Here is a 26,777-nt window from a genome sequence, read left to right as displayed (position 1 = left end):
GCATATTACACTGTTAAGGCCGCGCATAAAAGAATGGAACGTTGTGGAAACGAAACAGTTTTTTGCGAGGAGTCATAATGGCAAAAGCCGCAGCAAGTGCGGCTTGAGTGAGGATCAGGCTTCGCTTTCAACGCGCAGCGCATCAGGCGGCAAAGCGATGTTCAAAATAACAGGCTGGAAGGCTTCACGATCGCCAAATTTCATGGAAATGCCTTTAGCAACGATAAACCCGCCCACACCGCCTAACAGCGCACCGCTGGCTGCCGCAAGGTCGCTGCCAAACAGCGCCTGAAACAGGCCGGCAAACAGGAACAGGCCGAACAGTGGCGTCATATAAACCAGCAGCGCAGAACCCAGCAGGCTGCTCTCTTTGATTCCCAGTTCAACGCGCTGACCTGGCTGCAGTGGCTTGCTGCTGGCTATCTGCATCACGTGCGCATTCTTAGGACCCAGCTTATTCAGCATATGGCTGCCACAGCCTTTACGAGCCTGGCAGCTGTTGCAGGACGTTTTTGCTTCTGTGTGCAGCGTGGCGATGCCATCCTGCCATGCCACAACGGTGGCCCATTCTCTCATCATTTTTTTGCCCCGAGCTCGACGCTGTCTGCGATACGTTTTGCCGTCACGGGCGGTAGCTCGCCGACGACCGTAATCTCGTTATTATCGCGTATTACGGTCTGCACCGTACGACGTCCCGTGCGCAATGTCTGTGCGGTGCTGTTTTTATCTGCTGGCGTCACGTTGACGGCAAAGCTAAACAACCCATCGCTGTAAAGCCGTGACTCTAGCGATTTATTTAATGTGGGAATCATTCGACGGCTTTGAGACACCAGCGTCATTCCAGCGGGAAGCCAGTCGGGCTGCCAGTCTAACGAGACGTTATCGGCTTTAGTTAATGACAACGACGGCGGCAGATTAGCTTTCTCCAGCCCCTGCATCAGATTACGTACGCCATCATCGACCGCAAAGCTGATAACACGGAATTGCTCCATCGTTTCGCCATCGCGGTCCAGCAAATCGACGCGAAGAGGAAGCTTGGTATCCACGTCCAGCCATACGACATAGCTATAGCGCGTGCCATCGCGTGAAACGATGCGCACCACGTCACACATCTGGTCGGCAATGCGCGAGCGGCCTACGGTAATAAAGTCATAGGCGACATCCAGCTTGGCGAAATCGGCATAAATAATGGACGGGAGTGCATCCACAATGTGATTGCCCGGCAGAGAGAAAGGTTCAATCCCGGGTTCAAAATAGCTGATATCGTTGCCGCGCTGAATCACTTCACGACGCGGGCCGTCCATCTGCAGCACCTGCGCATACACGCGATCGTCAATAACCGCATGACGATAGCGCAGCGATTCCATGCCAAGGCGGGACACATTGATATAGGCGAATTCGTAGTTGAGGGTCTGGCTTGCCTGCTCCATCTGCTGCAATAACGCCCCAGACGCAGAAACCTGCGCTGGGGCGGCAGATGACCACAACAGGCTGCCTGCCAGAAGGCTGACGGCATACCATAGCGGCTTCATTACTGCTGCTGCATTCCTAATGACTGATTACCAGGGACATTGGCCTGCGCTTGTTTAGGCGCATTGGTTTCAAACTGCAGCTGGTCCGCATGGAGGCGACGCTGGAGTTCATAGTCCTGCAGCATGGCATTGACGCGGCGACGCTGGTCCTGCACCTGTTGCGTGACATTACCGCCGCCAAAGGCATCAGACGGCACGCCCAGGCTCACAGGTGAGGCTTTACCCATCACAGGTAAGGTATTAAACACCGGCGAGTCGGAACTTTCGACGCCGCCGCCGGCCGGTTGGTTGTAATGCTGGACGCCAACGATAACAGCCAGGGAAACACAGGCGGCGACGCCAACCTGGGTAATCTGTGCCGCCCACGGGCGAACTTTATGCCAGAACGGCATTTTTTCCCAGCGAGAAGGTTCGGGCTGTGCTTCGGGGATCAAGGTTGTAACGTTGCGCTGTGGCTCTTTTTCAATAGCAGCAGCGACGCGTGCAGCAATATCAAAATGCAGGTGCTCACCAACATCACCGCGCATGGTATCGCGGATGAGATGGTAGCGTTCCCAGCTTTTTTGTAGATCTGCATCTTTAGACAGCGCTGAAAACAGCTCGTTATCTAAAGCCTCACCATCCATTAAAGCGGAAAGTTTTTCTTTCTGCATGCCTAATACCCTTCCAGTAGCCGTTATCACTGACGTTGGATAAGCGGTTGAACTTTATTATCAATGGCCTCACGTGCACGGAAGATACGCGACCTCACCGTGCCCACCGGGCAATCCATAATGACGGCGATCTCTTCATAGCTCAGACCGTCAAGTTCCCTGAGGGTAATTGCCATTCGCAAGTCCTCAGGAAGCGCCTCGATGGTACGAAAGACGATTTGTTTCAGTTCATCTGACAACATTAAGTTCTCAGGGTTCGAAATTTCTTTCAATGCGCCCGCACTTTCGAAGTTTTCAGCATCAATTGCATCAACGTCACTGGAAGGCGGACGCCGTCCCTGAGCGACCAAATAATTTTTTGCTGTATTCACTGCTATCCGATACAGCCATGTGTAAAACGCGCTATCGCCACGGAACGAATCCAGTGCGCGATAAGCCTTAATGAATGATTCCTGAACGACATCAGGCACATCGCCTGAAGGGACATATCGTGAGACCAGGCTCGCCACTTTATGCTGGTAACGAATTACCAGTAAGTTGAAAGCCTTCTGATCCCCCTTCTGAACCCGTTCAACAAGAACCTGGTCCGCTAACTGCTCGCTCATCCGAGGTAATGTCTCCCCAAATACTTTCTTATGCGTTAAGGAACTGCCAGCACACCGCTATTGAGCAAGCATGCGCTTTGAGTCTTTGCGTGGCGAAAAGTTCACTCTCAGCCTCTTTTTAGCCACTTTACGGCAGAATTACACAGTTTGTTGGTTTTCGTTCAGTGTAAAGCGCGCAAATCGCAGGCAGAGTAACCTATGACAACAGCTTTTTCATCTTTAAATCCTTGTAATCGATTAAGTTTGGTATCAAAAACCCTGCTTAAAGCCGTTATACATTAACCTTTTGATATATCTGATAAATTAATTTAAAGGCGCGAATCCTGCGCCGTTTGTGTTCAAAATACTTCACAAAAAACGACCAAACGCTTATGCTCGGTCCATTCTTGTTTAGTAAATTAAACACCATGACAACTTTCTCTCCCTCAGATTATCAGTGCGATGTACTCATTGTGGGCAGCGGTGCGGCAGGATTGTCGCTGGCATTGCGTCTGGCAGAGCATTATCAGGTCACCGTATTAAGCAAAGCGCAGGTGAATGAAGGCTCGACGCTGTATGCGCAAGGCGGCATTGCGGCGGTCTTTGACGAAACCGACAGCATTGATTCGCATGTTGAAGACACGCTGGTCGCAGGGGCGGGTTTATGCGATCGCGCTGCCGTCTCGTTCGTCGCCAGCAATGCGCGTCACTGCGTACAGTGGTTGATTGATAACGGGGTGGCCTTTGATACCGATCCACAGGCTGCGGGAGAGATGCGCTATCACCTGACGCGAGAAGGCGGCCACAGTCATCGCCGTATTCTGCACAGCGCGGACGCGACGGGCCGCGAGGTAGAAACCACGCTGGTAGGTCAGGCGTTACATCATCCGAATATCCGCATTCTTGAACGCACCAACGCGGTGGATCTTATTCTTTCAGATAAGCTCGGCCTGCCGGGCCCGCGTCGTGTTACCGGTGCCTGGATCTGGAACCGCAATCGCGAACGGGTTGAAACCTGCCGCGCACGTGCCGTCGTACTGGCCACAGGCGGTGCCGCCAAAGTGTATCAGTACACCACGAATCCCGATGTCGCATCGGGCGATGGCATTGCGATGGCATGGCGGGCAGGTTGCCGTGTGGCTAACCTGGAGTTTAATCAGTTTCACCCCACTTGCCTGTTTCATCCCCAGGCACAAAACTTTCTGCTCACCGAAGCGCTGCGCGGCGAAGGTGCCTGGCTGGTGCGGCCTGATGGTTCGCGTTTTATGCCCGACTTTGATGCACGTGCTGAGCTGGCACCGCGCGATATTGTCGCCCGCGCCATCGATCATGAAATGAAACGCCTGGGCGTGGACTGTATGTATCTGGACATCAGTCATCAGCCTGAAGCGTTTGTGCGTTCGCACTTCCCCATGATTTACGAAAAACTGCTCACCTTTGGCTTTGACCTGACGAAGGATAAGATCCCGGTGGTGCCCGCTGCCCATTACACCTGCGGCGGCGTGATGGTGAACGAGCAAGGCCGCACCGATATCAACGGCTTGTACGCGATTGGCGAAGTCAGCTATACCGGCCTACACGGTGCCAATCGCATGGCGTCAAATTCACTGCTCGAATGCCTTGTTTATGGCTGGTCGGCGGCGGAAGATCTGCTGCGTATTTTACCCGAGGTTGACGCTGTAGACAGCTTACCGGCCTGGGACGACAGCCAGGTGGACGATGCCGATGAACGGGTGGTGATTCAGCATAACTGGCATGAACTGCGGCTGTTTATGTGGGACTACGTGGGGATTGTGCGCACCACCAAGCGGCTGGAGCGGGCATTGCGCCGCATCACGCTGTTGCAACAGGAAATTGACGAGTATTACCGTCACTTCCGCCTGTCTAATAACCTGCTGGAGCTGCGAAACCTGGTGCAGGTGGCTGAACTGATGGTGCGCTGTGCGCTGCAGAGGAAAGAGAGTCGCGGGTTGCATTTTATCCGCGACTATCCTGATTTGTTACCCGAGGCACAACCTACCGTGCTGCAACCCGGTCATGACATAAATAAATAGAAGTCGCGCGTCAGGCTTTGCCAGGCTTCAGAGTATTGTCTGTCCGCGTCGCGAATAGCCAGCCGTTCAAACAGGGTTTCGCCCGCGCTGGGGGAAAACCCCAGCAGCACCCGATGAGGTGGGCGATGCGCGTATTCCGCAACGTCAAAGCGAAAGCGTAAATGCCAGCCGTCAGCCTGCGCCTGGGCGATAACCTGCTGCCCTGTCGCTTCGGGTAAGATCACGCAGAAAAACCCCTCTTCTTCAATCAGCGAGGCCGCACAACGTAATAATGTTTGGTGATCTAACGAGCCGGTGGCGCGCGCGCTGGCTCTTGCGGACGTCGCGCAGGCCACACCGGGCTCAAAATAAGGAGGATTACTGACGATAAGCGAGTAGCGCGCTTCGCAGTTTTCAGCCCACTGGGCGATGTCCTGCTGATGGACATGAATCCGCGTTGCCCAGGGAGAGCGCTGGATATTTTCGCGCGCCTGCTGTGCGGCATCGGGATCTAACTCTACCGCATCAATGTCAACCGCTGACGGAGTACGCTGGGCCAGCATCAGGGCAATCAGCCCCGAACCAGCACCGATATCAAGAATCCGCTTAACCCCGGCCACCGGTGCCCATGCGCCCAGCAAAATACCATCTGTACCGACCTTCATCGCACAGCGGTCGTGGGCAACAAAAAACTGCTTGAAGGTAAAACCATTCTTTTTTAATTGTGGCCGCGTCTGCGGCTTGTCCTGCATCATACTCAGCGACCATTCACCTTTTTACCTGCCGTACGGCAAGGGCTCAGTGTAACGTGGTGGGTTGGGGAATTCACGTCGTTGACGTAATCTGGCGCAGTCAATACCGATAAACAGATGAAGATTACGTCCGATCTGTCTATAATCAGCGCCCCAAACTGAGGTAGAACATGACCGTAACCACATTTTCCGAACTTGAACTCGACGAAAGCCTGCTTGAAGCGCTGCAGGAGAAAGGCTATACGCGCCCTACAGCAATTCAGGCTGCTGCCATTCCCCCCGCGCTGGAGGGCCGCGACGTTCTGGGTTCGGCACCTACCGGGACCGGGAAAACCGCTGCGTATTTATTACCGGCGTTGCAGCACCTGCTCGATTTTCCACGCAAAAAGTCTGGTCCGCCACGCATTTTAATTTTAACGCCAACCCGCGAACTGGCGATGCAGGTTGCCGACCAGGCGCGTGAACTGGCTAAGCATACGCATCTGGATATTGCGACGATCACGGGCGGCGTAGCCTATATGAACCACGCCGAAGTGTTTAGCGAGAATCAGGACGTGGTGGTGGCGACCACCGGACGTCTGCTGCAGTACATTAAAGAAGAAAACTTTGATTGCCGCGCCGTTGAAACCCTGATTCTGGATGAAGCTGACCGCATGCTGGATATGGGCTTTGCCCAGGATATCGAAACCATCGCGGGTGAAACGCGCTGGCGCAAACAGACGTTGCTGTTTTCAGCCACGCTGGAAGGCGAACACATCAAAGATTTTGCCGAGCGCCTGCTCAACGATCCGGTCGAACTGGAAGCCGATCCCAGCCGTCGCGAGCGTAAAAAGATTCAGCAGTGGTATTACCGGGCCGATGACCTGGAGCACAAAACCAAACTGCTGGTTCACCTGTTAAAACAGCCAGAAGTCACCCGCACCATTGTGTTTGTGCGTAAGCGTGAACGTCTGCATGAACTGGTCGGCTGGCTTCACGATGCCGGCATTCGTACCAGTTACCTTGAAGGTGAGATGGTGCAGGCGAAACGCAATGAGGCGATTAAGCGCCTGATTGAGGGACGCGTAAATATTCTGGTAGCAACGGACATCGCTGCGCGCGGTATCGACGTTGACGACGTGAGTCACGTGATTAACTTCGATATGCCACGTACGGCGGACACCTATCTGCACCGCATTGGACGCACCGGTCGTGCCGGTCGTAAAGGCATTGCGATTTCGCTGGTCGAAGCGCACGATTATCTGCTGTTGGGTAAAGTCAGCCGTTATGTGGATGAGCCACTTAAGGCGCGCGTCATTGATGAGCTGCGTCCTGTGACCCGTGCGCCATCACCGAAATCCACGGGAAAACCGTCGAAAAAGGTGCTTGTGAAGCGTGCAGAGAAAAAAGCGAAAGACGAAGAGAAACCACGGGTTAAAAAACGCCACCGCGATCTTAAAAATGTCGGTAAGCGCCGCAAGCCAAGCGGCAGCACGCCGGACAGCGAGAGTGCGGAATAATTCAACACCCGCTCAAAAAAATCGCCTCTTTATGAGGCGATTTTTATTTTATCAGGCCAGTAAATACCGCTTTAGTGCCATTTTAACGCCCAACAGGTTACTCCGGCCTCACAGTCAGGCGTGACGCGCCTGCCCGAAAAGTTATCTCCTTGTTAATAGAAATAAATTCCCGGATAAGGCATTGCGTTTTATTTCGACACCAGAGCCGTTACAAACTTTCTGTAAAGGTGCGGGTAATCACGTCGCGCTGCTGTTCAGCGGTAAGTGAGTTAAAACGTACGGCATAGCCCGACACGCGGATAGTCAGCTGTGGGTACTTCTCGGGATGTTTCACGGCATCTTCCAGCGTTTCCCGGCGCAATACGTTGACGTTTAAATGCTGTCCACCCTCGACGCGCACCTGAGGTTTCACCTCGACAGGCACTTCACGGTAAGCGACGTCGCCGAGTTCCCCAATCGTCACAATCTGATCCTCCTGATAGCCTGCGACGGCACAGAGACAGCGCGCCTGCGCTTTTTCCTCGTCCAGCAGCCAAAACGAGTTAATTAATGCCGGATTACTCGATTGGGTAATCTGAATACCTGTGATCATTTCAATCCCTCCAACAACGTGCTGACGGTTGCCAACACCGTGAATCAGTCAATTTGAGACTGTTGGTATATCACCCGATAGCGACCATGACTTTGACCTGCATCAATTACAATCGGGCGTTTTATCCTCACGCTGGTAAGCTTTTGATTTTAAAAACGCGCCTTAAGAAAATTTCGTTTAATTTTTAAAAAAATTTTGGGCTTCATGTCTGCAGAGTGAACCGCTAAGCTTAAGGTTCGAAATACAAGGGAGTTGATCATGGCTGAAAAGCTGACCTGGCATGACGTGCTGGCTGAAGAGAAAGAAAAACCCTACTTTATCGAAACCCTGAAGCATGTCGCTAACCAGCGGGCTGCAGGCGTAACGGTTTATCCGCCGCAGAAAGATGTGTTTAACGCGTTTCGCTTAACCGAATTAGGCGATGTGAACGTGGTGATTCTGGGACAGGACCCTTATCACGGCCCGCACCAGGCCCACGGGCTGGCTTTCTCTGTACTGCCGGGCGTGCAGACGCCGCCGTCATTGCAAAACATGTACAAAGAGTTGCAGCAGGATATTCCGGGCTTTGAGAAACCCAATCATGGTTATCTGGCAAGTTGGGCGGAACAGGGCGTGATGTTACTGAACACCGTACTGACCGTTGAAGCCGGTAAAGCGCATTCTCATGCCCGACTGGGATGGGAAACCTTTACCGATACGGTGATCAAGGCTATCAATGAGCAGCGTGAAGGCGTGATCTTTCTACTTTGGGGCTCACACGCGCAGAAGAAAGGCAGCATTATCGATCGCCAGCGCCATCACGTTCTGCAGGCACCGCACCCTTCCCCGCTTTCGGCACATCGTGGCTTCTTTGGCTGCCAGCATTTTTCCAAAACCAATGCGTTGTTACACGATGCCGGTAAAACGCCGATTAACTGGACGCCGGTCTTACCTGAGTAAACGCCATAAATACAAACGGCCGCGTCAGTGCGCGGCCGTTGCAGGATAAAGCAATAATCAGGCTTTCGCTTTCGCCACGGCAACCATGGCCGGACGCAGCAGGCGGCCATTCAGCGTATAACCGGGTTGCATCACCATCATCACGTGGTTCGGCTCGAAATCCTCAGATTCCATCATCGACATCGCCTGGTGCACTTCCGGGTTAAACGGCACACCGGTTTCACCGACCACTTCAACACCGAATTTACGCACCGCGCCCAGCAGGGATTTCAGCGTAAGCTCAATGCCTTCAACCATAGAGGCAGACTTCTCGTCTTCTTTGTTTGCCAGTTCCAGCGCACGTTCCAGGCTATCAATCACCGGAAGCAGCTCATTGGCAAACTTCTCCAGCGCAAACTTGTGCGCTTTTTCAATATCCATTTCGGTGCGGCGGCGAACGTTTTCAATTTCGGCCTGCGCACGCAGTTGAGCATCCCGTACGCCCGTCTGCAACTGGGCTAACTCAGCTTCAAGCTGAGCGATGCGCTCATCACGCGGATCCACCTCTACTGCTGTCTCCGCGTCCTGAGGTTGATGTTGATCCTGTTGAATTTCGTCTGAGACTTGCTCGTTTGGGGTGTTCTGTTCTTTACTACTCATGAATTTCTCCGCGTTTTGCACATTCACTTCGCTGGTTGGCTTATTATGGGGATTGGTTTGACGGTTTCAAGGGAACACGTCACATCATCGTGCCGATTTGGCTTATGAGGAACACCCACTCGATGAACAAACACTTTAACTGTATTGGTATTGTGGGCCATCCACGCCATCCTACCGCACTGACGACGCATGAAATGCTGTGTCGCTGGCTGACCGCCAAAGGCTATCCCGTTATTGTTGAACAGCAGATTGCGCAGGAACTGTCGCTTGGCGATGTCCAGACCGGTACGCTGGCTGAAATCGGTCAAAAAGCCGATCTGGCCGTTGTGGTGGGAGGTGACGGTAATATGTTAGGCGCGGCCAGAGTGCTGGCGCGTTATGACATTAAAGTGATTGGCATTAACCGCGGCAATTTGGGTTTTTTAACCGATCTTGACCCCGATAACGCGCATCACCAGCTCGATGAAGTGCTGAACGGCAACTATTTTGTTGAAAGCCGCTTTCTGCTGGAAGCACAGGTGTGCAAGTCGGATTGCTCGCCGCGTATCGGCAGCGCTATCAATGAAGTAGTGCTGCATCCGGGCAAAGTCGCCCACATGATTGAGTTTGAAGTTTATATCGACGAAGTTTTTGCCTTCTCGCAGCGTTCAGACGGCCTGATTATTTCTACGCCCACCGGCTCGACCGCCTATTCGCTTTCCGCCGGCGGCCCGATTTTAACGCCCTCTCTGGACGCCATTACCATTGTGCCCATGTTCCCGCACACCTTGTCCGCGCGCCCGCTGGTGATCAACAGCAGCAGTACGATTCGGCTCCGTTTCTCGGCACGTCGTAACGACCTTGAGATCAGCTGTGACAGCCAGATTGCGCTGCCTATCCAGGAAGGGGAAGATGTGCTGATTCGCCGCAGCGAAAACCATCTCAATCTTATCCATCCTAAAAATTACAGTTATTTCAATACGCTGAGTTCGAAACTGGGCTGGTCAAAAAAATTGTTCTGAAAATGACCGCGCCCTCTTTACTGTATAAAAAACCAGTTTATACTGTATGAAAAACCATATGTGTTTATTCATACAGGTGACGCTATGCTGGCACAACTGACCATCAGCAATTTCGCTATCGTTCGTGAGCTCGACATTGATTTTCAACGCGGTATGACCGCCATCACCGGTGAAACCGGTGCAGGTAAATCTATTGCTATCGATGCGCTTGGGTTGTGCCTCGGCGGCCGTGCCGATGCAGATATGGTGCGTCAGGGCGCCAGTCGCGCGGACTTGTGTGCGCGCTTTCAAATCAAAGCCTCGCCGTCGGCACAGCGCTGGCTGACTGACAATCATCTGGACGACGGTAGCGAGTGTCTGCTGCGCCGTGTTATCAGCGCCGATGGTCGCTCACGCGGCTTTATCAATGGCACAGCCGTTCCCCTCTCTCAGTTACGCGACCTGGGCCAGTTACTGATTCAGATTCACGGACAGCATGCCCATCAGTTGCTGCTCAAGTCCGATCATCAGAAGCATCTGCTGGATGCCTACGCCGGTCATGACGACTTGCTTGTTGCAATGCGTGCGTCCTACCAGACGTGGCACCAGAGCTGCCGTACGCTGGCGCAGCATCAGCAGCAGGCGCAGGAGCGTGAATCCCGCCGTGAGTTGTTACAGTATCAGCTTAAAGAGCTGAACGAGTTTGCCCCGGTGGCAGGCGAGTTTGAGCAGATTGACGAAGAGTACAAACGTCTGGCCAACAGCGGCCAGCTGTTGTCGACCAGCCAGCAGGCGCTTCAGCTGTTAGCCGACAGCGATGACACCAACCTGAACAGCATGCTGTACAGCGCGCGTCAGATGCTGTCTGAACTCAGCGCGCTGGATGACAAAGTGAGCGGCGTTTATAACCTGCTGGAAGAAGCGGCGATTCAGTTGAGCGAAGCCAGTGACGAACTGCGCCACTACTGCGACAGTCTGGATCTGGACCCGAACCGCCTCTATGAGCTGGAACAGCGTATCTCCCGACAAATCGCCCTGGCCCGCAAGCATCATGTGGCGCCAGAAGGCCTGCCCGCTGTGCACCAGCAACTGCTGGATGAGGCGGAACTGCTGTCACAGCAGGAAAGCGATCAGGAAAGCCTGCAGACGTTGGTAACCGAGCACTACAACGCAGCCCTCCAGTGTGCAGAGCAACTGCACGCTCAGCGCAGCCGTTATGCAACCGAGTTACAGCAGTTGATTACCCAAAGCATGCATTTGCTCTCTATGCCGCACGGTCGCTTTGCCATTGAGCTGATCTTCAACCCTGAGCAACTGACCGCTGACGGTGCCAGCCGCATTGATTTTCAGGTGACCACCAACCCCGGACAGCCATTACAGCCGCTGGGTAAAGTCGCCTCTGGGGGTGAACTGTCGCGTATCGCGCTGGCGATTCAGGTTATCACCGCTAAGAAAATGGAAACGCCGGCGATGATTTTCGACGAAGTTGACGTGGGGATTAGCGGTCCGACGGCTGCGGTAGTGGGTAAAATGTTGCGCCAGCTTGGGGAATCCACCCAGGTCATGTGCGTAACCCATCTGCCGCAGGTGGCGGGTTGTGGGCATCAGCATTTCTATGTCAGCAAGGAAACCGATGGCGAAATGACGGAAACGCACATGCAGCCGCTGGATAAGCGCGCACGCCTGCAGGAACTGGCACGCTTACTGGGCGGCAGCGAGGTCACCCGCAACACACTGGCTAACGCGAAAGAACTTTTAGCGGCCTGATATGCACTTTTTTACCACAGCGTGGTCATATGCATGCTCTGTAGAGGTTTCCAATAGCGAAAAGGTTTATTATCATCGACAGCTAATGTCGCCTGAATAATAAAGCCTGCCGCAGGCAGAGTTCAGAATTTGATGGCAGAAGAACAGCCTGTAAAAGGCGTTTCGCCCCGGAAAAGGAATGTATAGATGCGCTGTAAAACGCTGACTGCCGCGGCAGTAGTAATGTTAATGATGACCGCCGGATGTTCCACTTTAGAGCGCGTTGTTTATCGCCCCGATATCAATCAGGGTAACTATCTGGTTGCCAATGATGTAGCCAAGCTTCATAACGGTATGACACAGCAACAGGTGGCCTATACGCTGGGTACGCCAATGATGAAAGATCCCTTTGGCAGCAATGTCTGGTACTACGTGTTCCGTCAGGAGCCAGGTCACGAGAAAGTGAAACAGCAAACGCTGACGCTGACCTTTGACCGCAGCGGCGTACTGACCAACATCGACAACAAGCCAGCGCTGTCTTCGCAGGATAACTAATCGAAGAGGCAAAGGTCGTTACCGACAAACGACCGGGCATCACAGAATGTAAAAAGGCGCTGATAAGCGCCTTTTTTAATGACCGAAGTTTGAACCAACTGGTTATTTTTTACTGCTCGCTGCGCGCTCCGCACGTTGACGACGAAGCTCTTTAGGATCGGCGATAAGCGGACGATAGATCTCTACCCGATCGCCTTCCTGCACGCTGTCGCTCAGTTTTACCGGATGGCTGTAAATCCCCACCTTGTTGCTGGCCAAATCGATTTCAGGCCGCAGTTCCAGTAAGCCTGATTTGCGGATAGCCTGCTCAACCGTGCTGCCCTCTTCCAGTTTTACATAGTGCTGATACTGTTTTTCGGGCAGGGCGTACACCACCTCGACAGAGATATCAGGCACTGTAAACCTCTTTGGCGCGCTGGGTGAATGCCTGCACCATGCTATTAGCCAGTTCTTTAAAGATTCGACCAAATGCCATCTCAACCAGCATGTTGGTGAATTCAAACTCCAGGCTTAGCTCAACCTTGCAGGCATCCTCCCCAAGATCGATAAAGCGCCAGCCACCGGTGAGTTTACGGAACGGCCCATCGACCAGTTGCATATGAATGCTCTGGTTGTCAGTCAGCGTATTTCGGGTGGTAAATGTTTTACTGATGCCCGCTTTCGACACGTCGACTGAAGCCGTCATTTGGTTTTCTGAGGCATCCAGTACGCGGCTTCCGGTGCAGCCCGGCAGGAATTGCGGGTAAGCATCCACATCATTTACAAGTTGGTACATTTGTCCGGCGCTAAAGGGGACCAGCGCCGAACGACTAATCTGAGCCATAATGGTTCCTGTTCGTCACAAAACCGCTAAATAATAGCATTTTCAGCGATTAAACAAAAATTCCTCATTGTCATGGTGTGCTAGAATAGCCTGTTTCCTGCTGCCCCGCTGGACTGGGGATGCGATAACCGACCAAGTGATGTAAAATACGCGGCATTATGACAAAGAAAAAAACACACAAATCCGGTTCTGCCACCATTGCCATGAACAAGCGCGCTCGCCATGAATACTTCATTGAAGAAGAATTCGAAGCTGGTCTGTCGCTACAGGGATGGGAAGTTAAATCACTCCGTGCAGGTAAAGCTAACATCAGCGACAGCTATATTTTGCTGCGCGACGGTGAAGCTTATCTGTTCGGTTCCACTTTTCAGCCGCTGGCGGTGGCCTCATCGCACGTGGTCTGCGATCCCACCCGCAGCCGTAAACTGCTGTTAAAGCAGCGTGAGCTGGACTCACTCTACGGTCGTGTCAACCGCGAAGGCTATACCGTCGTTGCGCTGTCGCTCTACTGGAAAAACGCCTGGTGTAAGTTAAAGATTGGCGTTGCACGCGGTAAGAAAGAGCACGACAAGCGCAACGACATCAAAGATCGCGAATGGCAAATGGATAAAGCACGCATTATGAAGAATGCCAATCGTTAAACACTGGAATTCGATACGCTTTTTTGCTAGTATTTGAAGTTCTGGGGCTGATTCTGGATTCGACGGGATTGTGAAGCCTTAGGAGCATGCCGAGGGGCGGTTGGCCTCGTAAAAAGCCGCAAAAAAATAGTCGCAAACGACGAAAACTACGCACTAGCAGCTTAATAACCTGCTTAGAGCCCTCTCTCCCTAGCCTCCGCTCTTAGGACGGGGATCAAGAGAGGTCAAACCCAAAAGAGATCGCGCGGATGCCTTGCCTGGGGTTGAAGCGTTAAACTGAATCAGGCTAGTCTGTCAGTGGCGTGTCTGTCCGCAGCTGACCGGCGAATGTAAAGACTGTACTAAGCATGTAGTGCCGACGGTGTAGTAATTTCGGACGCGGGTTCAACTCCCGCCAGCTCCACCATTTTTAACAGGACCACACCCGGACAATGGTAGTCAGAACAACCATTTACGGACACTGACCAGACAGTAAGTGGACACTGATAAGAAAATTAAGTGCACGTGAAATGCACGCGCAGTTTGGATCCAAACAAAAAGCCTCTGATTAACGTCAGAGGCTTTTCTGTTTGTGTCTGATTGCAACAAATTATTTAGTCGCTCAGGACGGGTTTGCAGGCCAGGTAATTTCTGGCGCTTTGCTCAAATCAACCCTGTTCACATCAATGCGATATTTTTTCCAGAGCGGGAGCAGTCGCTTTTCCTCATCTGTAGCTATCCCTAAATCGACTGCATCCTGCAGCGGGTTGATCGCGTCTGTTGCCACGCCGAGATAATAGGCTTTCAGCCCTGTGGCTTTTGCGACTGATTCCTCATGCGGAATGACGCGCGGCAAAATTTTTTCCCCGTCAAACATCCATTCGCCGTTTGCGGCAAACCCCTTCGGAATATCCTTTTCTTCAATGGACGTGACAGAGCGGTTTTCAGGATACAGGCCGGTGGCATCGTAACCGCACGTCCGGATGATGTTGTCCGACTCAAAAGCAATCTTTAGCAGGCCGTTATCCAGTTCTTTCAGCACAGTTCCGTACCAGTCCTGCCCGTCGTCCGTCCTGAATGCATAATCAATAAAGGTCGGCACTTCCAGCGGATACTTTTTAAAATTCTTGTAGATTGTCATTCTCACTCCTTAAAGCCAGGTTGCATCAATCCAGTTACCGCCAACTTTTCGCTGTAGCCTGCGGTAGAATATTTTCGTGATGCCCACATAGTTACCCGTTGACGTTGAAGTCAGGCCGGTAACATAGCAGCCACTTGGTACAACACTGTCGGTAGATTGTCCGGTCGCGGGAATACTCACATTCATGGATTCCTGCTGGCCCAGACGGAGGTCTGACGCCATATTTCCGTTCAGGAATGTGCCGTCACGGCCTATTTCCAGATAGCGAATACCGTTGATTTCCACGGCAAAACTTTTAAGGGTATTGTCGCCAGCCCTCACTATGCCGGTGCGGACATAATCGTTGTACCAGGTATAACTTGACCAGGCGACAAAGGTATCAGCAGACTGCCCTGCGGCTGCAGATACTATCTGCACCGGGTTCGATTCTTTAGGAAGCGTCTCAACCTGATTAAAGCGGAAAAACTGATTGTAATTACCGCCACCGGCAGATACCGCCCCCACATTGCCCGGCCCTAAATTAATATCTCCGGTTCCGTCGAACGGCACGCCCGCAATATTTCTGGGGGTGGACAGTTTTGTCGCACTGTCTGCGGTGCCTGCGCTGGCAGCTTTACCGTTTACCGGCAGTGCGCCCACATCACTGGCTGAAGGTTTATTCAGGGTATGATAAATCTCTCCCCAGTTCGAAAAGTTGCCGTTTGAAAGCATCATGCGCAGAAATGCACGGGGCGAACCGCCAGCAGCCCCCTGTCCCAGACCTGCAACCTGCCAGCCTATCTGGTCACCCATTGCATGAGTAATCCCACCCACCCACTGACCAGGGATCGGGCCGATATTGTCTTTCGGAGCAAAGTAATCGAAACGCGACACATCAACCGCCGCCATAGTGCCGGGCAGTTTTTCATTACGGATCCCCAGCCCAAAAGCGCCTGTACCCATAAAATCCTTACTCAGACCTGTGACCAGCTTTGAGATAAAACCATTCACATCACCGTCATCCAGCACATCCTGTCCTGATTTATTCGCAACATACTGCGCCAGCGCTGCCGCGATAAAGCTTGCCTGCCTTAATACCTTGTTGATCTGCGCGGAACTGGCCTTACCGGACTGAAAGCCGCTGGCCAGCGCCACCAGCGCCTCGTAATCAGTCTGGCTGGTCACGTTCGCACCGTTGCCCACCGCAAATGGTTTAAAATTATTTGCTGCCATCAGAGTTGTTTCTCCCATGAACCACTGTCGAAGCCCGATATAAACTGGTTGTCCATATCGAACCCAAAAAACGTACTTCCCTCAGACGGGGTAATGACCGAGGGGATTTGAATGCTGCCCGCGTAAACGCCCGCCGCCTTTACTGTCAGATAGCCCTGACGAATAGCCGCAATGAGCTCTCTCGACACCAGGCTGATATCCTTTTCAGGAAACACCCACAGGCCGACCGTCATATCCTGACCGTCAACGATCTGCATTTGCAGCCCTGAGCCGGCCAGCGCGTTATCCAGAATCGCTTTTAACGAACCGTTGGTGCCGTCCCAGTTGTTAATAGCTATCTTGGCTTTGAGGATAATCCGGTAGGTTTCATCGCTGAGGCGGGTATAACCGCTGTCGGGATCATACGGCCCCTGCCAGACACCCTGATCCCAGCCCAGACCATCCGTATCAAAGGAAAAATAAACCCCTGATATAGGCACGGCCACCGTGCGGCTCCGGCCAATCCATTCACCGAGGATGTCCAGCTGAACGCCCACGGCCTGATCGATATCAAAGGCCGTTAATAGCCCGTCTATGGCACTGCCGGTATCCGTGAGGGGGCGTGTGGACAAATCGACATGCTGTGTGAAAAGTGGCTTTGTGCGGTGATAATTGGTTATCAGGTCGGTGTATTTGCTCATGACGCCACCGTGACAGTGATGTTATCCACTGAGCAGGTCACGGCCTCGTTAAACGCCGTCACGATATTGGCCGGTGCGACCGTAGCAGCCGAACGCCCGATCTGCAGGCTGTTGATGTCGTAATACCGGCTTTCCCCACCGCTGACCACGCCCAGATTTGCCGGTGAATAAACGCGGCTCAGCAGAAGGTCATCGCCGATATCCAGCGAATTAACGTAATCCGCAATCGCTTTTTTGATGTCATTGCCGACCTGCGTCGTGTAGCCCTGAAACACCTTAAGCGTGATGGCTACAAAAACGGGTACCGGTGATGATCTTGAAAAACTGATGGTGTGGGGGTTTTGCCACGCGTCAGGCACAATTACAGAGGTGCTGCCAAACGTGGCGACGCCCTGCCCCTTTTTGCTCTGAATCACCTGAGCAATGGCGTTAACGTCTCCACCGTCCACAATTGCCGCAACGGAGTGCGCAGGCAGTCCGTTTGCGTCCTGGCTACCGGTGTCGTTTTCATACAGTTTGTGACGTGTCACGCCAGTGACGTTTGCGATCGCCCCGTCCAGCGCCGCAAAAGGCGTCAGGGACGGAAGCGCAACGCTCTGCCGCTGACGGATGCGAAGTTCTGAGTCCTTTTCTGCTGCACTGCCTACCGTTGCCGCTGACGCATTGGTCACGCTCAGCCAGCCGCGCGTGGGCGTGTTAATTTTACTGACCGAGCCCGCCACAGCAGCGACAGCACCCGATACCGCACATGTGGAAGTGGCAATCACGGTACCGCCCGGGCCGATGGTCACGCTTGCAGGCAGGTTCCAGATAATGCCGTTGGCGTCCTTCACCGAACCGTTGGTAATCGTGGTACCTGCCGTACCGGCCAGCGTCAGGTCAGCGGTTGAGTTCGTGGCCGCCCGGCGGCTGATACCGTTAATTTTAACGTTGCGTGAAAGCGCGTCGGTCATACCTGTTGACGGCGAAAACGAGTTGTAAACCGCAATAGCGGTATTGTTGGCATCGTGAATGGCCAGCGCCACCAGCGCCACCATCTGACCGTCTTTACTGTCAGGATCCAGATAGGCATCGGTACCGTAAATCTGCTGAAAGTAGCCGGTAATTGTGGTGAGGATGGTCTGATAAGCAGGCGCACTGATGCCCTGGGCGGTTACCGTTGCCGATAGCCCCAGCGTGTCTAGGTTGAGAGCCATTAAGCCTCGCTTGTAACGGTGGTCGTCCCGTAAATGGTGTCAATCGTCGCGGTGAAGATTACCCGGCGACTGGTGGTGTTCAGGTTGGTATCGAAAGAGATGAGGGATTTCACGCCCTGTGTCTCAAGGATGCGCTGGCGTATGGCGAGGCTGTACGTTTCCGGCTTCTGCTTACCCAGTACCGACTGTATCCATGGCGTTCCCGCCGTGGTATCAAGAAACCACTGACCGTACCAGAGCAGAAAGCGCGTTTTCACAGCCTGCGCCACAGCGTCGGGTGAGTTAATCAGCCAGGTGTCATCGCCACGGCCAAACGTGTAATCGCCATCATCATCTTCGCGCCGGTATTGCATCAGTTAACCCCGCCTGTTTTATCATTGCCTTTTTGAACACCACTATGAGTGTGCTGATCGCTGATGTCTTTGCCGTTAGATGTAAGCGAGCCAATGAACTGAATCGCGCCCGTAATTTTTGCGGCTGTGCCTGCTGCTATGCTGCCCACCATGCCGCCTGCCCACGTTAACAAACCTGAAATCGTTACTGCCTGGCTGAATGTGGCCAGCGGCGTTGTAACGTTGAAGCCGCCCGGAGCCACGACATTGACGCCCTTGCTTTTTGGGTCAAGTTCGATATAAGCAGAACCATCATCAGTGCGCATCTGTAGGGTTGTGGTGCTGATGCCGGATATTTTCTGCGCCTGTGACTGTGGGCCAACGAAAGCAAACGCATCGGATAAATCATGCTGGCGCGGATCGACAGGCTCCTGAACGCCTCCGTTCTGCCACCAGAAATCGATACAGCGGTCAGAAAACAACACCAGGCATTCATCGCCGGCTTTTACAGGGAAAGTAATGGTGCAGCCACCACCGCGGGGAAAGATTACCGGCACATCAGTAAGCAGCGGTAGCGGCGCTGACTGAACCTGCCCTTTTTCATCTACTCCCTGACCTGCAATAGCGGGCTGTATCGTGCAGGTGCATGTCGCCGGATCGAAAGACTGGACAATTCCGGGCAAAGACACGCGTAACATGGAAAAAATGGTGCTGTACAGCTGCGAGCTCATGTGCTCACTGCTGCCTACCTGAGAATTTAACGAAACGGGCATTTGCTTTTCTCCGGGCATAAAAAAACCCGCCGTAGCGGGTTTTTTGTTTTCAAACATCTTAATGTAACTGCTCTGTGCTGATCACGAATAGCCTGTGAAGATGGCAATCTCTGTCATTACCCCAACAGAAATCTGCCCATGTCCCGTAAAAATCATCCCAGTTTGTCATAAATGTTAATGGGCGATCTTCCTGGGTTCCATCAGAAACGTAAACGTGATAACCGTCAGACTGGATTGCCCAAGCAATCATTCTTTCCCAGAATCGGCGGCCTTCTAATGTCTGTTCAGCATCCGATACCACGATAGAGTAATGAGATAGCAGGTGACGGAAAAATTCCTGTGGTAAACCTCTAACAGCAGATTCATGCTGAGGTTGCACAGTCCGCCAAACAAGTATCTGAGTACATGTTTTACGTGTTGGAACGATATGCTCTAACAGAGCCAGTTTAACTGCGTAAACAGTTTCAGGTATCTCACTATCAGTTACTAAGCGATACTGATCGCCTTTCATTGAAGCCAGTAACCTGTAGCCATGTGGCGTTACGAATCCAGGCAAAGAAAAATCCTTCACACCTGAAGCCATAAACGCTTCAGTATGATCGATATTTTTCTCACTCATATTCAGTTTGGCATCGAAGCCAGCTGACGGGATTAGTAATGGCATTTTTCTGTTCACTATAAATGTTTGCATAATGTCCTCCGTGCGTTGCAGGAGTACTTCTGACAAAAAGGCCGAAACGAGAAGGTTTCGGCTGATCAATCATGAGTTACCTATTTGGTAATGGAAGTGTATTACCTCTAGGTACATGCTGCAACTTGTTCTTAAGGATAGTTTGTAACCGTTGCACTGTAGTTTACTACTATCTGTAGTAGTTATCGGTTCAGTAACTGGAAGGCTTTAGGCTTCTTTTGAAGATATATGTAAACATCTTCGGATGGTGATAAATCAGACGTTTCCATATACGGAAACAGTACAGTTACTTAACACGCTTACAGTCATAGGTCCAAAACTGCCGCGGCTCGTCCATGTTCTTGCGGATCACCTCGACGTTGAGAATCGCTTTTCCGTTGCGCTTTACGTAGTCAAGGCCCAGCCAGCGGCCCACGCTCGCGTCCGGTAACATCCACTGCATCATGACGTTATCGAAATCGTCCTTCTGCTTAAGAAAAGTCATCTTTTGCGTTTCAGGTGCCTGGCCATTGATGTGCATCAGGCCATCATTTTCACCTTTAAGGAAAAAGGGGCCGCATTGTGATGCTGCAAAAGCGGAAACAGGCGACAAGCACATTAGCAATGCTGCAACTTTTAAGAGTTTCACTATCCGACCTTATTGATTGTGGAAAGGCTTTGTAGCTCTTTGGCTCCTTTGGCAAGACAGAGTAAATCCATGTACCAGTTCTGCCCGCGTGTATCGCCAGTATAATCAATACTGCCTACGGTGTAATCACCATCAGTATTTATTGCGGCCGGTTGCGAAACCGGAATGCCATCGACATACAGATTGCCGTCGCTGGCGCGTTCACCCAGCCGGGCGGGCGACATCCCGATTTGCTCATTGCTGAGAGCCACGCGATAGACGGATGCCTGATCGAGGCGAACCAGTCCGCCCAGCTTGATGGCCGGATTAATCAGGCACCGGACGTTTACCCCTGCCCCCATTGTCTGCTGCGGCATCCCGATCAGGCCGGTACTGGAGTTAAGTACCACCACCTCATCGATGTATTTCGACTCAGGAACAATGTTCACCTGATTATTTTCATACCACCAGTTGGCCTGGCACTTCCTGGCGATGCCGTACATCACATCAGATGTGTTGCCCACCAGCACGCGACCGCGGGGGAAAACCGTATCAGGGAAATCGGGTACCGATCCGGCCGTGATGCCATACGGCTGATACGTCTTCATCCCCGCTTCGAACAGGTCTGAATATTTCCAGCCGGCTGCCACGGTGGTTCGGACTGACGCATATAAATGCCCCTGCCAGCCGTCAATACACTGCAGCAGCAGCCAGGAATCGGTAACGTTGTCTTTACCGGCCACGGTGAAACGGATGTCGCCGTTAAAAATCATGCCGGTATTGCGGTCGGGATAATTACCCGCTTCATCAGGATTACCGTTATAACCGGCAATCACCTGAATGCGGGTGAATTCCTGCGACATGATGCGATTCTGCGTGGCCGGTGACAGGTTGTAAATTTTAAAGTTGCCCACGAACCCGTTAAAAATCGTCGCGGGCATCTTCTGAATATTAAAGGTGACTTTCAGATCGGTAAGCGCTATCCCGTCGCCCTTGTCATTCAGCAGCTGTAATTCAAAATGGCGCATCCAGTTCTGTGACATTTTTTACTCCGTCCGGATAAAAAGGTGACTGCGGATCCCGAGGTCGTTCTCGCCGGGATAATCCTGATCGTCAGCATCGCAGACCACGAACAGCGAAAAGCCCAGATTCAGATACGCATATTGCGCCAGCAGGTCAGCGCCGGTCACCAGAGGTATGCCGCCCGCTATCAGCGAGCCAGAGCTGTCGCTTAAATCCAGATACCAGCAACCGGCGCGCCAGATGACGGTGACCTTATAGAGGCTTCCCGCTATCGTGGTGCTGAATGTCTGATTCTGAGGCTGTAGCGGCATTTCGGTAATCGTCATGAGAAAAGCCCTTTCGCTGCGGATACTGCCGATCTCAGAATGGATTCAGACGGCTGTTTAGGCGTTTTGACTCCGCTGTCCTGAACCGCGCTGGTGTTAGCACCAAGCGTCATGTTTTCTTTTGGTGCGCCTTTAATGGTCTGCGCCTGCGTGGTGATGACTTCGCGAAGGGTCAGCGTGGCCATCAGCACATTTTCCGTTGCCTTGTCCGTGGTGACGTCCAGCACACGGATCAACATGTTGCTGTAAAGCCGCTTGCCGGTTACCACGTCGAACGGCTGACGGGAGCGCTGCATATCAAGCAACTTGGCATACATTTCTTTAGGGCTGCTTCCCAGCGAAAGGCCGATGGCTGAGGTGTTAAGCAGATCCAGCACCGAACCGCCCCCGGAAAATCCGATTTCCATGACCAGTTCAGAGGCGCGCCGGTAGGCATGATCGGCAACAAAACCTGCGCCGTCAGCGCTTGCGCCTGCGGCCTCAGACGTCACCCGTTCAACGGGATGTTCGGTAATCTCCAGCACGTCACTGTGCTTTTCGCTGATGACCACATCGGGGATGATGATGCCGATTTTCCGCGACCGCTGGTGCAGCAGTACCGAGAGAATGTCCATCAGTTGCCCCTGTTCATCTGCTGTGTCGCGCGTGAATTAACCTGGTTCTGTTTGTCGGCAATAATGTTACCTGCCTCGCGCGGATCCGAAACGCCGTGAATATTGATGACCGTTTCCTGATGCATTGAGGCACCGCCCGGCATATTGCTGAGCACGCGGGGAACGTAGTTGCGCGTTTCCTGCGGCATCAGCGCCATGCCATATTTCTGGACGTTGCCCAGGCCCCAGTTATACGAGGCCAGCGCTTTGGTCAGGTCGCCGCCATTGGCTTTCAGCAACTGAGAAAGGTATTTGGCTGCAGCCTGCGCGGCCTTCATCGGGTCGAACGCTTCACCACGGCCCAGCCCCATATCGCGGCCGGTACCCGGCATCAGCTGAAAAAGCCCCTGCGCACCGGCACCGGAAACGGCGTTGGGATTACCGGATGATTCGGCTATAGCCACACTGCGCAGCAAACCTTCCGGCAGCCGGTAAAGCTGTTCCAGCCTTTGCATCGCCGGTTGCATCCAGCCCAGCAGCGCGGCACCGTCTTTTGTCGGCTGCGGACGCTTACCGTCACCAAACCAGCCGTTAACGGTCTGGCCTATGCTGCGCGGATCAAAGCCGGTTTTGTCTTTAAACCAGTCGGCGGCATTGTTTGCGCTGGATGACACGACAGGCATCGCATCAGGATTTTCTTTGCCCTGGTGCAGTATCTGACTGCCAATGCGGGCGGCATCAGACCAGCGGCCCTCGTTAATGGCGCTGAGCAGGTCGCCGATCATCGACAGCATTTTACCGAACTCGCCAAACTGCTTTGTCAGGCTGGCAATGTCACTTTTCAGCGTCCAGTTTTTCAGGTCGATGTTGAGCAGGCGCGCAACCTGATCGCCCGCGTCCCTGAGCGACGATTTCAGTTCCTTTATGGCTTTCAGGGCAGCGTCAACATCCGGCTGCCACTTTTTCCAGTCGATCAGGCTTTTGCCGCCTTCCTTCCAGACTTTGTAATCGTCATAAAGCGAGAAGATTGCCAGACCTAACGCGGTGACGATCCCTACCGGCGACGTCAGAAAAGCAGTATTCAGCAGCCGCCAGGCACCCATCAACGCACCGAATATCTCGATAAGCTGGCGCGTGCTTTTGTCCAGTGTGTTCCACCAGTCCCGGATGTCGCCCGCTGCCTCGATGAGCCGGAAAACCACCTTCCCGATGGTGTCAGCCAGCCAGAGGATGAGTTTTATCCCGCCGGTCAGCGCCGCTTCGATTTTCGGGAAATTATCGATGACCTGTTTGCGCAGGCTGTCGATGGAGCCCGCCAGACCGCCCGCGAGGTTTGAGCCGATTTTGTCCCGCGCCATGCCCGCCATTTCACCGAACGACCGCAAAGAAGTCATGAAATGGTTAGAACTCACGGCGGCCGCATCGGCGTTATAGCCAATGGCCTTTGCCATCTGCGTATACTGCGCGGAAAACTGGCCCACGCCACGGCGCATGGCCATCAGAGTGTTTTCATCAATGCCCAGCATCTGTGCGTACTGGTTGGCGCGGTAATACGGCATATTGCGCAGCTTATCGCCGACACCCGTAAAAATGCTGGCCATGTCGCGCATGTTGCCGCTGGCGTCCCGCGTCTGCACGCCCAGGCGGTTAAGAAAGCCCTCCGCGCCCGGGTTGTTGCGCATGAAGTGGGCGAGACTTTCCAGCGATGACCGCGCCGCGTCAACGGTACCGCCCATCTGAGACACGGCAAAGCCGATCTGCTGAATGCCCGCCACCGTTGCCCCGGTGCGCTGCGACATCCAGTAGAGGTTGTCCAGCCCGCTGGCGATTTTGGCCGTAAACGCCACCACCGACAGCGCCGCCGCCTCGACTGCCGCACCCAGCTTTACCGCCTGCAGCGTGGTGGCCGCTATCGTGGCGTCAAACTTTTTCGCACCGGACTCGTCCACCTGAAAGCCCAGGGAGATCAAAAAATCCTTGATAACATCAGCGTTCATTCGCGGCTCTCCAGCGGGCTATGCGGGCTTCGTTGTCTTCTTCAAGTCCGAGATAATCAGCACCCTCGGCAATACGGCACAAATCGACGGCGCCCGATTCAAGGTCTTTGAAGTCGATCCGGAAAGCCTTTGCCACCTTCCAGATCATGTCGGTACCGTCCGGCAGCGTGTCGAGCGTCAGCCCTGTGGCTGCTGGCCCTCCGTCTCTTTCTCTGGGGGTGCGGGCAAAAAATTTCCCAGGCTGTCGCCCACCACGCGACCGACAATCTGCAGCATGCTGAACAGGTCAATGTCGTCGAACGCCAGATCGTTGCCCTGCGCAACCGGCACCCAGCGGTCTTTACCGTGCGCTCGCTGTACCACTGCCAGGCACGGAAAGATGATCGCGTTGGTGTCTTCTTCACTGAGCATCGCGAGCTTGTCCGCCACCACTGGCAGCAGCTTTTCGAACACCGGGGCATAGCGGGTAAAATCACTCGCCTTTTCTGTATCTGCATCCTGCACAGGTTCAGATTTCGGCAACAGATTCTGGATGCTGCCGAATTCCGCCAGCAAACCGGCCAGCACTGGCAGCAGCTTGCGGGACACTTTAAGCTGGTCGAACACGCTCAGCTTGTGAGCGCTGTAGCGGATGCCTTTAATCTCAAACTGCATGATCAGAACTCCCCTAAGATTTCGTCGATTTTGCCCGCATCAAACACCCAGGAGACGTTGCCGGCCACTTTCGGGTTGTTCCAGTCTGGCTGTTTCTGAAACGCGCAGGCGCGTGCGGTCACGATGTCACCGGATGCCTTGTTGCGCAGGACGATCACGTTATTGCCCCACAGCGCGGACGAAACCGACTGCGCGTTATACATCAGGGACAGTTTCTTGTTCACGGGTGACGTCTTCTGCAGGTTGACGGTGACGGTCCCGGCTTTGCCTGCATGCAGGCTGTGCATCACCTCACCGTCAGCGCCGATCGTCATGGTGTTTTTGGCCTCCGACATGGTGACCACGATCCCCTCATCAGAATTTGCGGAACCGTAACCCAGATCGATAATGCCGGTCGGCCCCGTCAGCGAGGCCGTGATATCCATAAAACTGTATGCACCACTCATTGATTATTTTCCTCAGCGCATGACGTTAATCTGAACGCTGGCGTAGTGGATTGCTCCCGCCAGCTTACAGGCCACCTGAACCGGTACCGATTTACGCGCTTCGCGGTCAGCCTGTGCCTGAGACGAAATCGCGGGCATGTAGACGTAATACCCTTTGGTCAGGGTATCGCCCGGGGAAAGCTGGCCAATCTTGCCGCCGTTCCAGACCCCGGGCGCGATCAGACCGTTGTTCACCGCCTGGTCCATCGACGCTTCCACGTTTGCCATGATGCGCGTGTTGCCCGCATCGGTCTGCGGCACCTTCGTTCCGCTGGTGTACAGCAGATTAAAGAGGTTGGTTTGTACGTAGTTCTGCAGCCAGTCGAGGCCGTGGCGCTCATCAAAGAAATCGCCGTTGCCCATGACGCCCTGCTGCAGAATGGCCGTGTCGTTGGCGTAGTACACGTAAACGTTGCAGTTCTTCGCATCCAGCGCGGCCGCCTGTGCGGGCGTCAGGCTTTCATAGGTGATGCCGGGCTCCTGCTTGAATTTCAGCGTGATGGTGGTACCGAACCCGTTAAAATCCACGGTGAACGCACGGCCAAACGCCGAAATTGCCCCGTAATTGCTGGTGGATGAATACTGCACGAACGTGCGGCTGTATTTCGCCGCTTTCACTTTCGACGCGATATCGGTGTTCACTGTAGTGAGCAGCGCATCGGTGTTTTTCGTGGTAACGGCAAGGATGCGGCTTAACGATGAGGACTCAATCGCGGCGCATACCGGCAGCAGGTCGTCGTCTTTACGGTCGGCGTCATACGTCACCCCGAGACCGTACCAGTTGGTAAAGCCCAGGCAGGCGTTAACGCCATCGAGTAAGGTCTCAACCTTACCGACCTCGGCCGCCGCCAGCGTTTTCGCCCAGCGACCGACATACACCTGCGAAGGCGTCGGCGACTGTGAGAAGTACGCCACGGCGGCAAGGTATTCCTCACTGTTGGTACCGAAGTCAGTTCCGATGCTGGCCGCCGAGGTATACAGGCGGATACGTTCGGTCAGCGGAATGGTGGTTGCGCTACCCAGGATGAGCAGTGAGCCAAAGTTACGGCCCGCCGCCGCCCTCGGCGACATAATGATGTCCACGCTGGCAACGTTTGAAACGGGTAAGCCCTGCGGCATG

Annotated in this window: 32 protein-coding genes and 1 other RNA gene; 8 read left to right on the top strand and 25 right to left on the bottom strand. The window is 53.6% G+C overall.

Features of this window, described 5'->3' with window-relative positions; translation table 11 throughout:
* Positions 1-114: 114 nt before the first annotated feature.
* The 4 genes from rseC to rpoE are packed head-to-tail and all read right to left on the bottom strand — an operon-like array spanning position 115 to position 2,790.
* The gene (rseC, locus tag QNH99_RS06260; protein ID WP_096012799.1) at positions 115-579 is read right to left on the bottom strand and encodes a SoxR-reducing system protein RseC; all 465 of its coding nucleotides are present in this window, start codon (positions 577-579) and stop codon (positions 115-117) included.
* A complete protein-coding gene (gene rseB, locus QNH99_RS06255) occupies positions 576-1,532 on the bottom strand; it encodes a sigma-E factor regulatory protein RseB (RefSeq protein WP_109717519.1) in 957 nt (318 codons plus the stop codon). The genes rseC and rseB overlap by 4 nt, the downstream gene beginning before the upstream one ends.
* Complete coding sequence (rseA, locus tag QNH99_RS06250) at positions 1,532-2,185, bottom strand: anti-sigma-E factor RseA (protein ID WP_109717518.1); 654 nt, start codon at positions 2,183-2,185, stop codon at positions 1,532-1,534. The genes rseB and rseA overlap by 1 nt, the downstream gene beginning before the upstream one ends.
* A 26-nt stretch (positions 2,186-2,211) precedes the next feature.
* The gene (gene rpoE, locus QNH99_RS06245; protein WP_006120509.1) at positions 2,212-2,790 is read right to left on the bottom strand and encodes an RNA polymerase sigma factor RpoE; all 579 of its coding nucleotides are present in this window, start codon (positions 2,788-2,790) and stop codon (positions 2,212-2,214) included.
* A 371-nt stretch (positions 2,791-3,161) separates the two neighbouring features.
* Between rpoE and nadB the strand changes: the two genes are divergently transcribed.
* Positions 3,162-4,823 carry an L-aspartate oxidase gene (nadB, locus tag QNH99_RS06240; protein WP_096012796.1) on the top strand — a complete coding sequence of 554 codons (1,662 nt, stop codon included), beginning with the start codon at positions 3,162-3,164 and terminating at the stop codon, positions 4,821-4,823.
* Here the strand turns inward: nadB and trmN are convergent.
* Complete coding sequence (gene trmN / locus QNH99_RS06235) at positions 4,805-5,557, bottom strand: tRNA(1)(Val) (adenine(37)-N(6))-methyltransferase TrmN (protein ID WP_410517447.1); 753 nt, start codon at positions 5,555-5,557, stop codon at positions 4,805-4,807. The two genes, nadB and trmN, sit on opposite strands and share 19 nt — an antisense overlap.
* Before the next feature lie 167 nt (positions 5,558-5,724).
* Here trmN and srmB point away from each other — a divergent pair, with 167 nt between their 5' ends.
* On the top strand, positions 5,725-7,053 hold the full coding sequence (gene srmB, locus QNH99_RS06230) for an ATP-dependent RNA helicase SrmB (protein ID WP_410517446.1): 1,329 nt from the start codon (positions 5,725-5,727) through the stop codon (positions 7,051-7,053).
* A 208-nt stretch (positions 7,054-7,261) separates the two neighbouring features.
* On the opposite strand, the gene grcA is transcribed toward srmB, so the two are convergent.
* Entirely contained in the window at positions 7,262-7,645 is a 384-nt protein-coding gene (gene grcA, locus QNH99_RS06225; RefSeq protein WP_063880605.1) for an autonomous glycyl radical cofactor GrcA, read from the bottom strand.
* 258 nt (positions 7,646-7,903) lie between these two features.
* Between grcA and ung the strand changes: the two genes are divergently transcribed.
* On the top strand, positions 7,904-8,584 hold the full coding sequence (gene ung / locus QNH99_RS06220) for a uracil-DNA glycosylase (RefSeq protein ID WP_241567947.1): 681 nt from the start codon (positions 7,904-7,906) through the stop codon (positions 8,582-8,584).
* 57 nt (positions 8,585-8,641) lie between these two features.
* Here the strand turns inward: ung and grpE are convergent, their stop codons facing one another.
* The gene (gene grpE / locus QNH99_RS06215; protein WP_063880607.1) at positions 8,642-9,223 is read right to left on the bottom strand and encodes a nucleotide exchange factor GrpE; all 582 of its coding nucleotides are present in this window, start codon (positions 9,221-9,223) and stop codon (positions 8,642-8,644) included.
* 122 nt (positions 9,224-9,345) lie between these two features.
* Here grpE and nadK point away from each other — a divergent pair, with 122 nt between their 5' ends.
* The 3 genes from nadK to bamE all read left to right on the top strand — a co-directional run bounded on the left by nadK (position 9,346) and on the right by bamE (position 12,504).
* Complete coding sequence (gene nadK / locus QNH99_RS06210; protein ID WP_063880608.1) at positions 9,346-10,224, top strand: NAD(+) kinase; 879 nt, start codon at positions 9,346-9,348, stop codon at positions 10,222-10,224.
* A gap of 84 nt (positions 10,225-10,308) precedes the next feature.
* Positions 10,309-11,970, top strand: a complete 1,662-nt coding sequence (gene recN, locus QNH99_RS06205; protein ID WP_063880609.1) for a DNA repair protein RecN — start codon at positions 10,309-10,311, stop codon at positions 11,968-11,970.
* A 186-nt stretch (positions 11,971-12,156) separates the two neighbouring features.
* The gene (gene bamE, locus QNH99_RS06200; RefSeq protein ID WP_063880610.1) at positions 12,157-12,504 is read left to right on the top strand and encodes an outer membrane protein assembly factor BamE; all 348 of its coding nucleotides are present in this window, start codon (positions 12,157-12,159) and stop codon (positions 12,502-12,504) included.
* A gap of 102 nt (positions 12,505-12,606) precedes the next feature.
* Here the strand turns inward: bamE and QNH99_RS06195 are convergent, their stop codons facing one another.
* Together QNH99_RS06195 and QNH99_RS06190 are read right to left on the bottom strand one after the other, a co-directional pair.
* Positions 12,607-12,900 carry an RnfH family protein gene (locus QNH99_RS06195; protein ID WP_063880611.1) on the bottom strand — a complete coding sequence of 98 codons (294 nt, stop codon included), beginning with the start codon at positions 12,898-12,900 and terminating at the stop codon, positions 12,607-12,609.
* Complete coding sequence (locus tag QNH99_RS06190) at positions 12,893-13,327, bottom strand: type II toxin-antitoxin system RatA family toxin (protein WP_063880612.1); 435 nt, start codon at positions 13,325-13,327, stop codon at positions 12,893-12,895. The genes QNH99_RS06195 and QNH99_RS06190 overlap by 8 nt, the downstream gene beginning before the upstream one ends.
* Before the next feature lie 158 nt (positions 13,328-13,485).
* Between QNH99_RS06190 and smpB the strand changes: the two genes are divergently transcribed.
* Positions 13,486-13,968 (top strand): SsrA-binding protein SmpB, encoded by a 483-nt coding sequence (gene smpB, locus QNH99_RS06185; protein WP_063880613.1) that lies wholly within the window; start codon positions 13,486-13,488, stop codon positions 13,966-13,968.
* Positions 13,969-14,011: 43 nt separating this feature from the next.
* Positions 14,012-14,374: a transfer-messenger RNA gene (gene ssrA, locus QNH99_RS06180) on the top strand.
* A 195-nt stretch (positions 14,375-14,569) separates the two neighbouring features.
* Here the strand turns inward: ssrA and QNH99_RS06175 are convergent.
* The 16 genes from QNH99_RS06175 to QNH99_RS06100 all read right to left on the bottom strand — a co-directional run bounded on the left by QNH99_RS06175 (position 14,570) and on the right by QNH99_RS06100 (position 26,776).
* Positions 14,570-15,088: a tail fiber assembly protein gene (locus tag QNH99_RS06175; protein ID WP_410517445.1), complete on the bottom strand. Its 519-nt coding sequence runs from the start codon at positions 15,086-15,088 to the stop codon at positions 14,570-14,572.
* Between the two features lie 9 nt (positions 15,089-15,097).
* Entirely contained in the window at positions 15,098-16,300 is a 1,203-nt protein-coding gene (locus QNH99_RS06170; protein WP_410517444.1) for a hypothetical protein, read from the bottom strand.
* A complete protein-coding gene (locus tag QNH99_RS06165; protein ID WP_410517443.1) occupies positions 16,300-16,980 on the bottom strand; it encodes a DUF2612 domain-containing protein in 681 nt (226 codons plus the stop codon). Before QNH99_RS06165 ends, QNH99_RS06170 begins: the two co-directional genes overlap by 1 nt.
* The gene (locus tag QNH99_RS06160) at positions 16,977-18,176 is read right to left on the bottom strand and encodes a baseplate J/gp47 family protein (protein WP_410517442.1); all 1,200 of its coding nucleotides are present in this window, start codon (positions 18,174-18,176) and stop codon (positions 16,977-16,979) included. Before QNH99_RS06160 ends, QNH99_RS06165 begins: the two co-directional genes overlap by 4 nt.
* A complete protein-coding gene (locus QNH99_RS06155; protein ID WP_410517441.1) occupies positions 18,176-18,529 on the bottom strand; it encodes a hypothetical protein in 354 nt (117 codons plus the stop codon). The genes QNH99_RS06160 and QNH99_RS06155 overlap by 1 nt, the downstream gene beginning before the upstream one ends.
* Entirely contained in the window at positions 18,529-19,281 is a 753-nt protein-coding gene (locus QNH99_RS06150) for a Gp138 family membrane-puncturing spike protein (protein ID WP_410517440.1), read from the bottom strand. The genes QNH99_RS06155 and QNH99_RS06150 overlap by 1 nt, the downstream gene beginning before the upstream one ends.
* Positions 19,282-19,339: 58 nt before the next feature.
* The gene (locus QNH99_RS06145) at positions 19,340-19,972 is read right to left on the bottom strand and encodes a hypothetical protein (RefSeq protein WP_410517439.1); all 633 of its coding nucleotides are present in this window, start codon (positions 19,970-19,972) and stop codon (positions 19,340-19,342) included.
* Positions 19,973-20,258: 286 nt separating this feature from the next.
* The gene (locus tag QNH99_RS06140; protein WP_410517658.1) at positions 20,259-20,570 is read right to left on the bottom strand and encodes a hypothetical protein; all 312 of its coding nucleotides are present in this window, start codon (positions 20,568-20,570) and stop codon (positions 20,259-20,261) included.
* 29 nt (positions 20,571-20,599) lie between these two features.
* Positions 20,600-21,622, bottom strand: a complete 1,023-nt coding sequence (locus QNH99_RS06135; protein WP_410517438.1) for a hypothetical protein — start codon at positions 21,620-21,622, stop codon at positions 20,600-20,602.
* A 3-nt stretch (positions 21,623-21,625) separates the two neighbouring features.
* Complete coding sequence (locus QNH99_RS06130) at positions 21,626-21,928, bottom strand: phage baseplate plug family protein (protein WP_110957641.1); 303 nt, start codon at positions 21,926-21,928, stop codon at positions 21,626-21,628.
* Positions 21,925-22,542: a phage baseplate protein gene (locus tag QNH99_RS06125; RefSeq protein WP_410517437.1), complete on the bottom strand. Its 618-nt coding sequence runs from the start codon at positions 22,540-22,542 to the stop codon at positions 21,925-21,927. The genes QNH99_RS06130 and QNH99_RS06125 overlap by 4 nt, the downstream gene beginning before the upstream one ends.
* A complete protein-coding gene (locus tag QNH99_RS06120) occupies positions 22,542-24,518 on the bottom strand; it encodes a transglycosylase SLT domain-containing protein (protein ID WP_410517435.1) in 1,977 nt (658 codons plus the stop codon). Before QNH99_RS06120 ends, QNH99_RS06125 begins: the two co-directional genes overlap by 1 nt.
* On the bottom strand, positions 24,508-24,666 hold the full coding sequence (locus QNH99_RS06115; protein ID WP_015700135.1) for a DUF6889 family protein: 159 nt from the start codon (positions 24,664-24,666) through the stop codon (positions 24,508-24,510). Before QNH99_RS06115 ends, QNH99_RS06120 begins: the two co-directional genes overlap by 11 nt.
* Positions 24,667-24,695: 29 nt before the next feature.
* A complete protein-coding gene (locus QNH99_RS06110) occupies positions 24,696-25,172 on the bottom strand; it encodes a phage tail assembly chaperone (protein WP_272847324.1) in 477 nt (158 codons plus the stop codon).
* A gap of 2 nt (positions 25,173-25,174) precedes the next feature.
* Positions 25,175-25,618 (bottom strand): DUF3277 family protein, encoded by a 444-nt coding sequence (locus tag QNH99_RS06105; RefSeq protein WP_110957637.1) that lies wholly within the window; start codon positions 25,616-25,618, stop codon positions 25,175-25,177.
* Between the two features lie 12 nt (positions 25,619-25,630).
* Positions 25,631-26,776, bottom strand: coding sequence for a DUF3383 family protein (locus tag QNH99_RS06100; protein ID WP_410517434.1), 1,146 nt, complete (start codon positions 26,774-26,776; stop codon positions 25,631-25,633).
* Position 26,777: the final 1 nt, after the last annotated feature.

It is taken from the genome of Pantoea allii, assembly GCF_046529425.1.
GTDB lineage: Bacteria > Pseudomonadota > Gammaproteobacteria > Enterobacterales > Enterobacteriaceae > Pantoea > Pantoea allii.
Note: the sequence above shows the minus strand (reverse complement) of the source record. Positions and strands in the feature narration are given on the sequence as shown.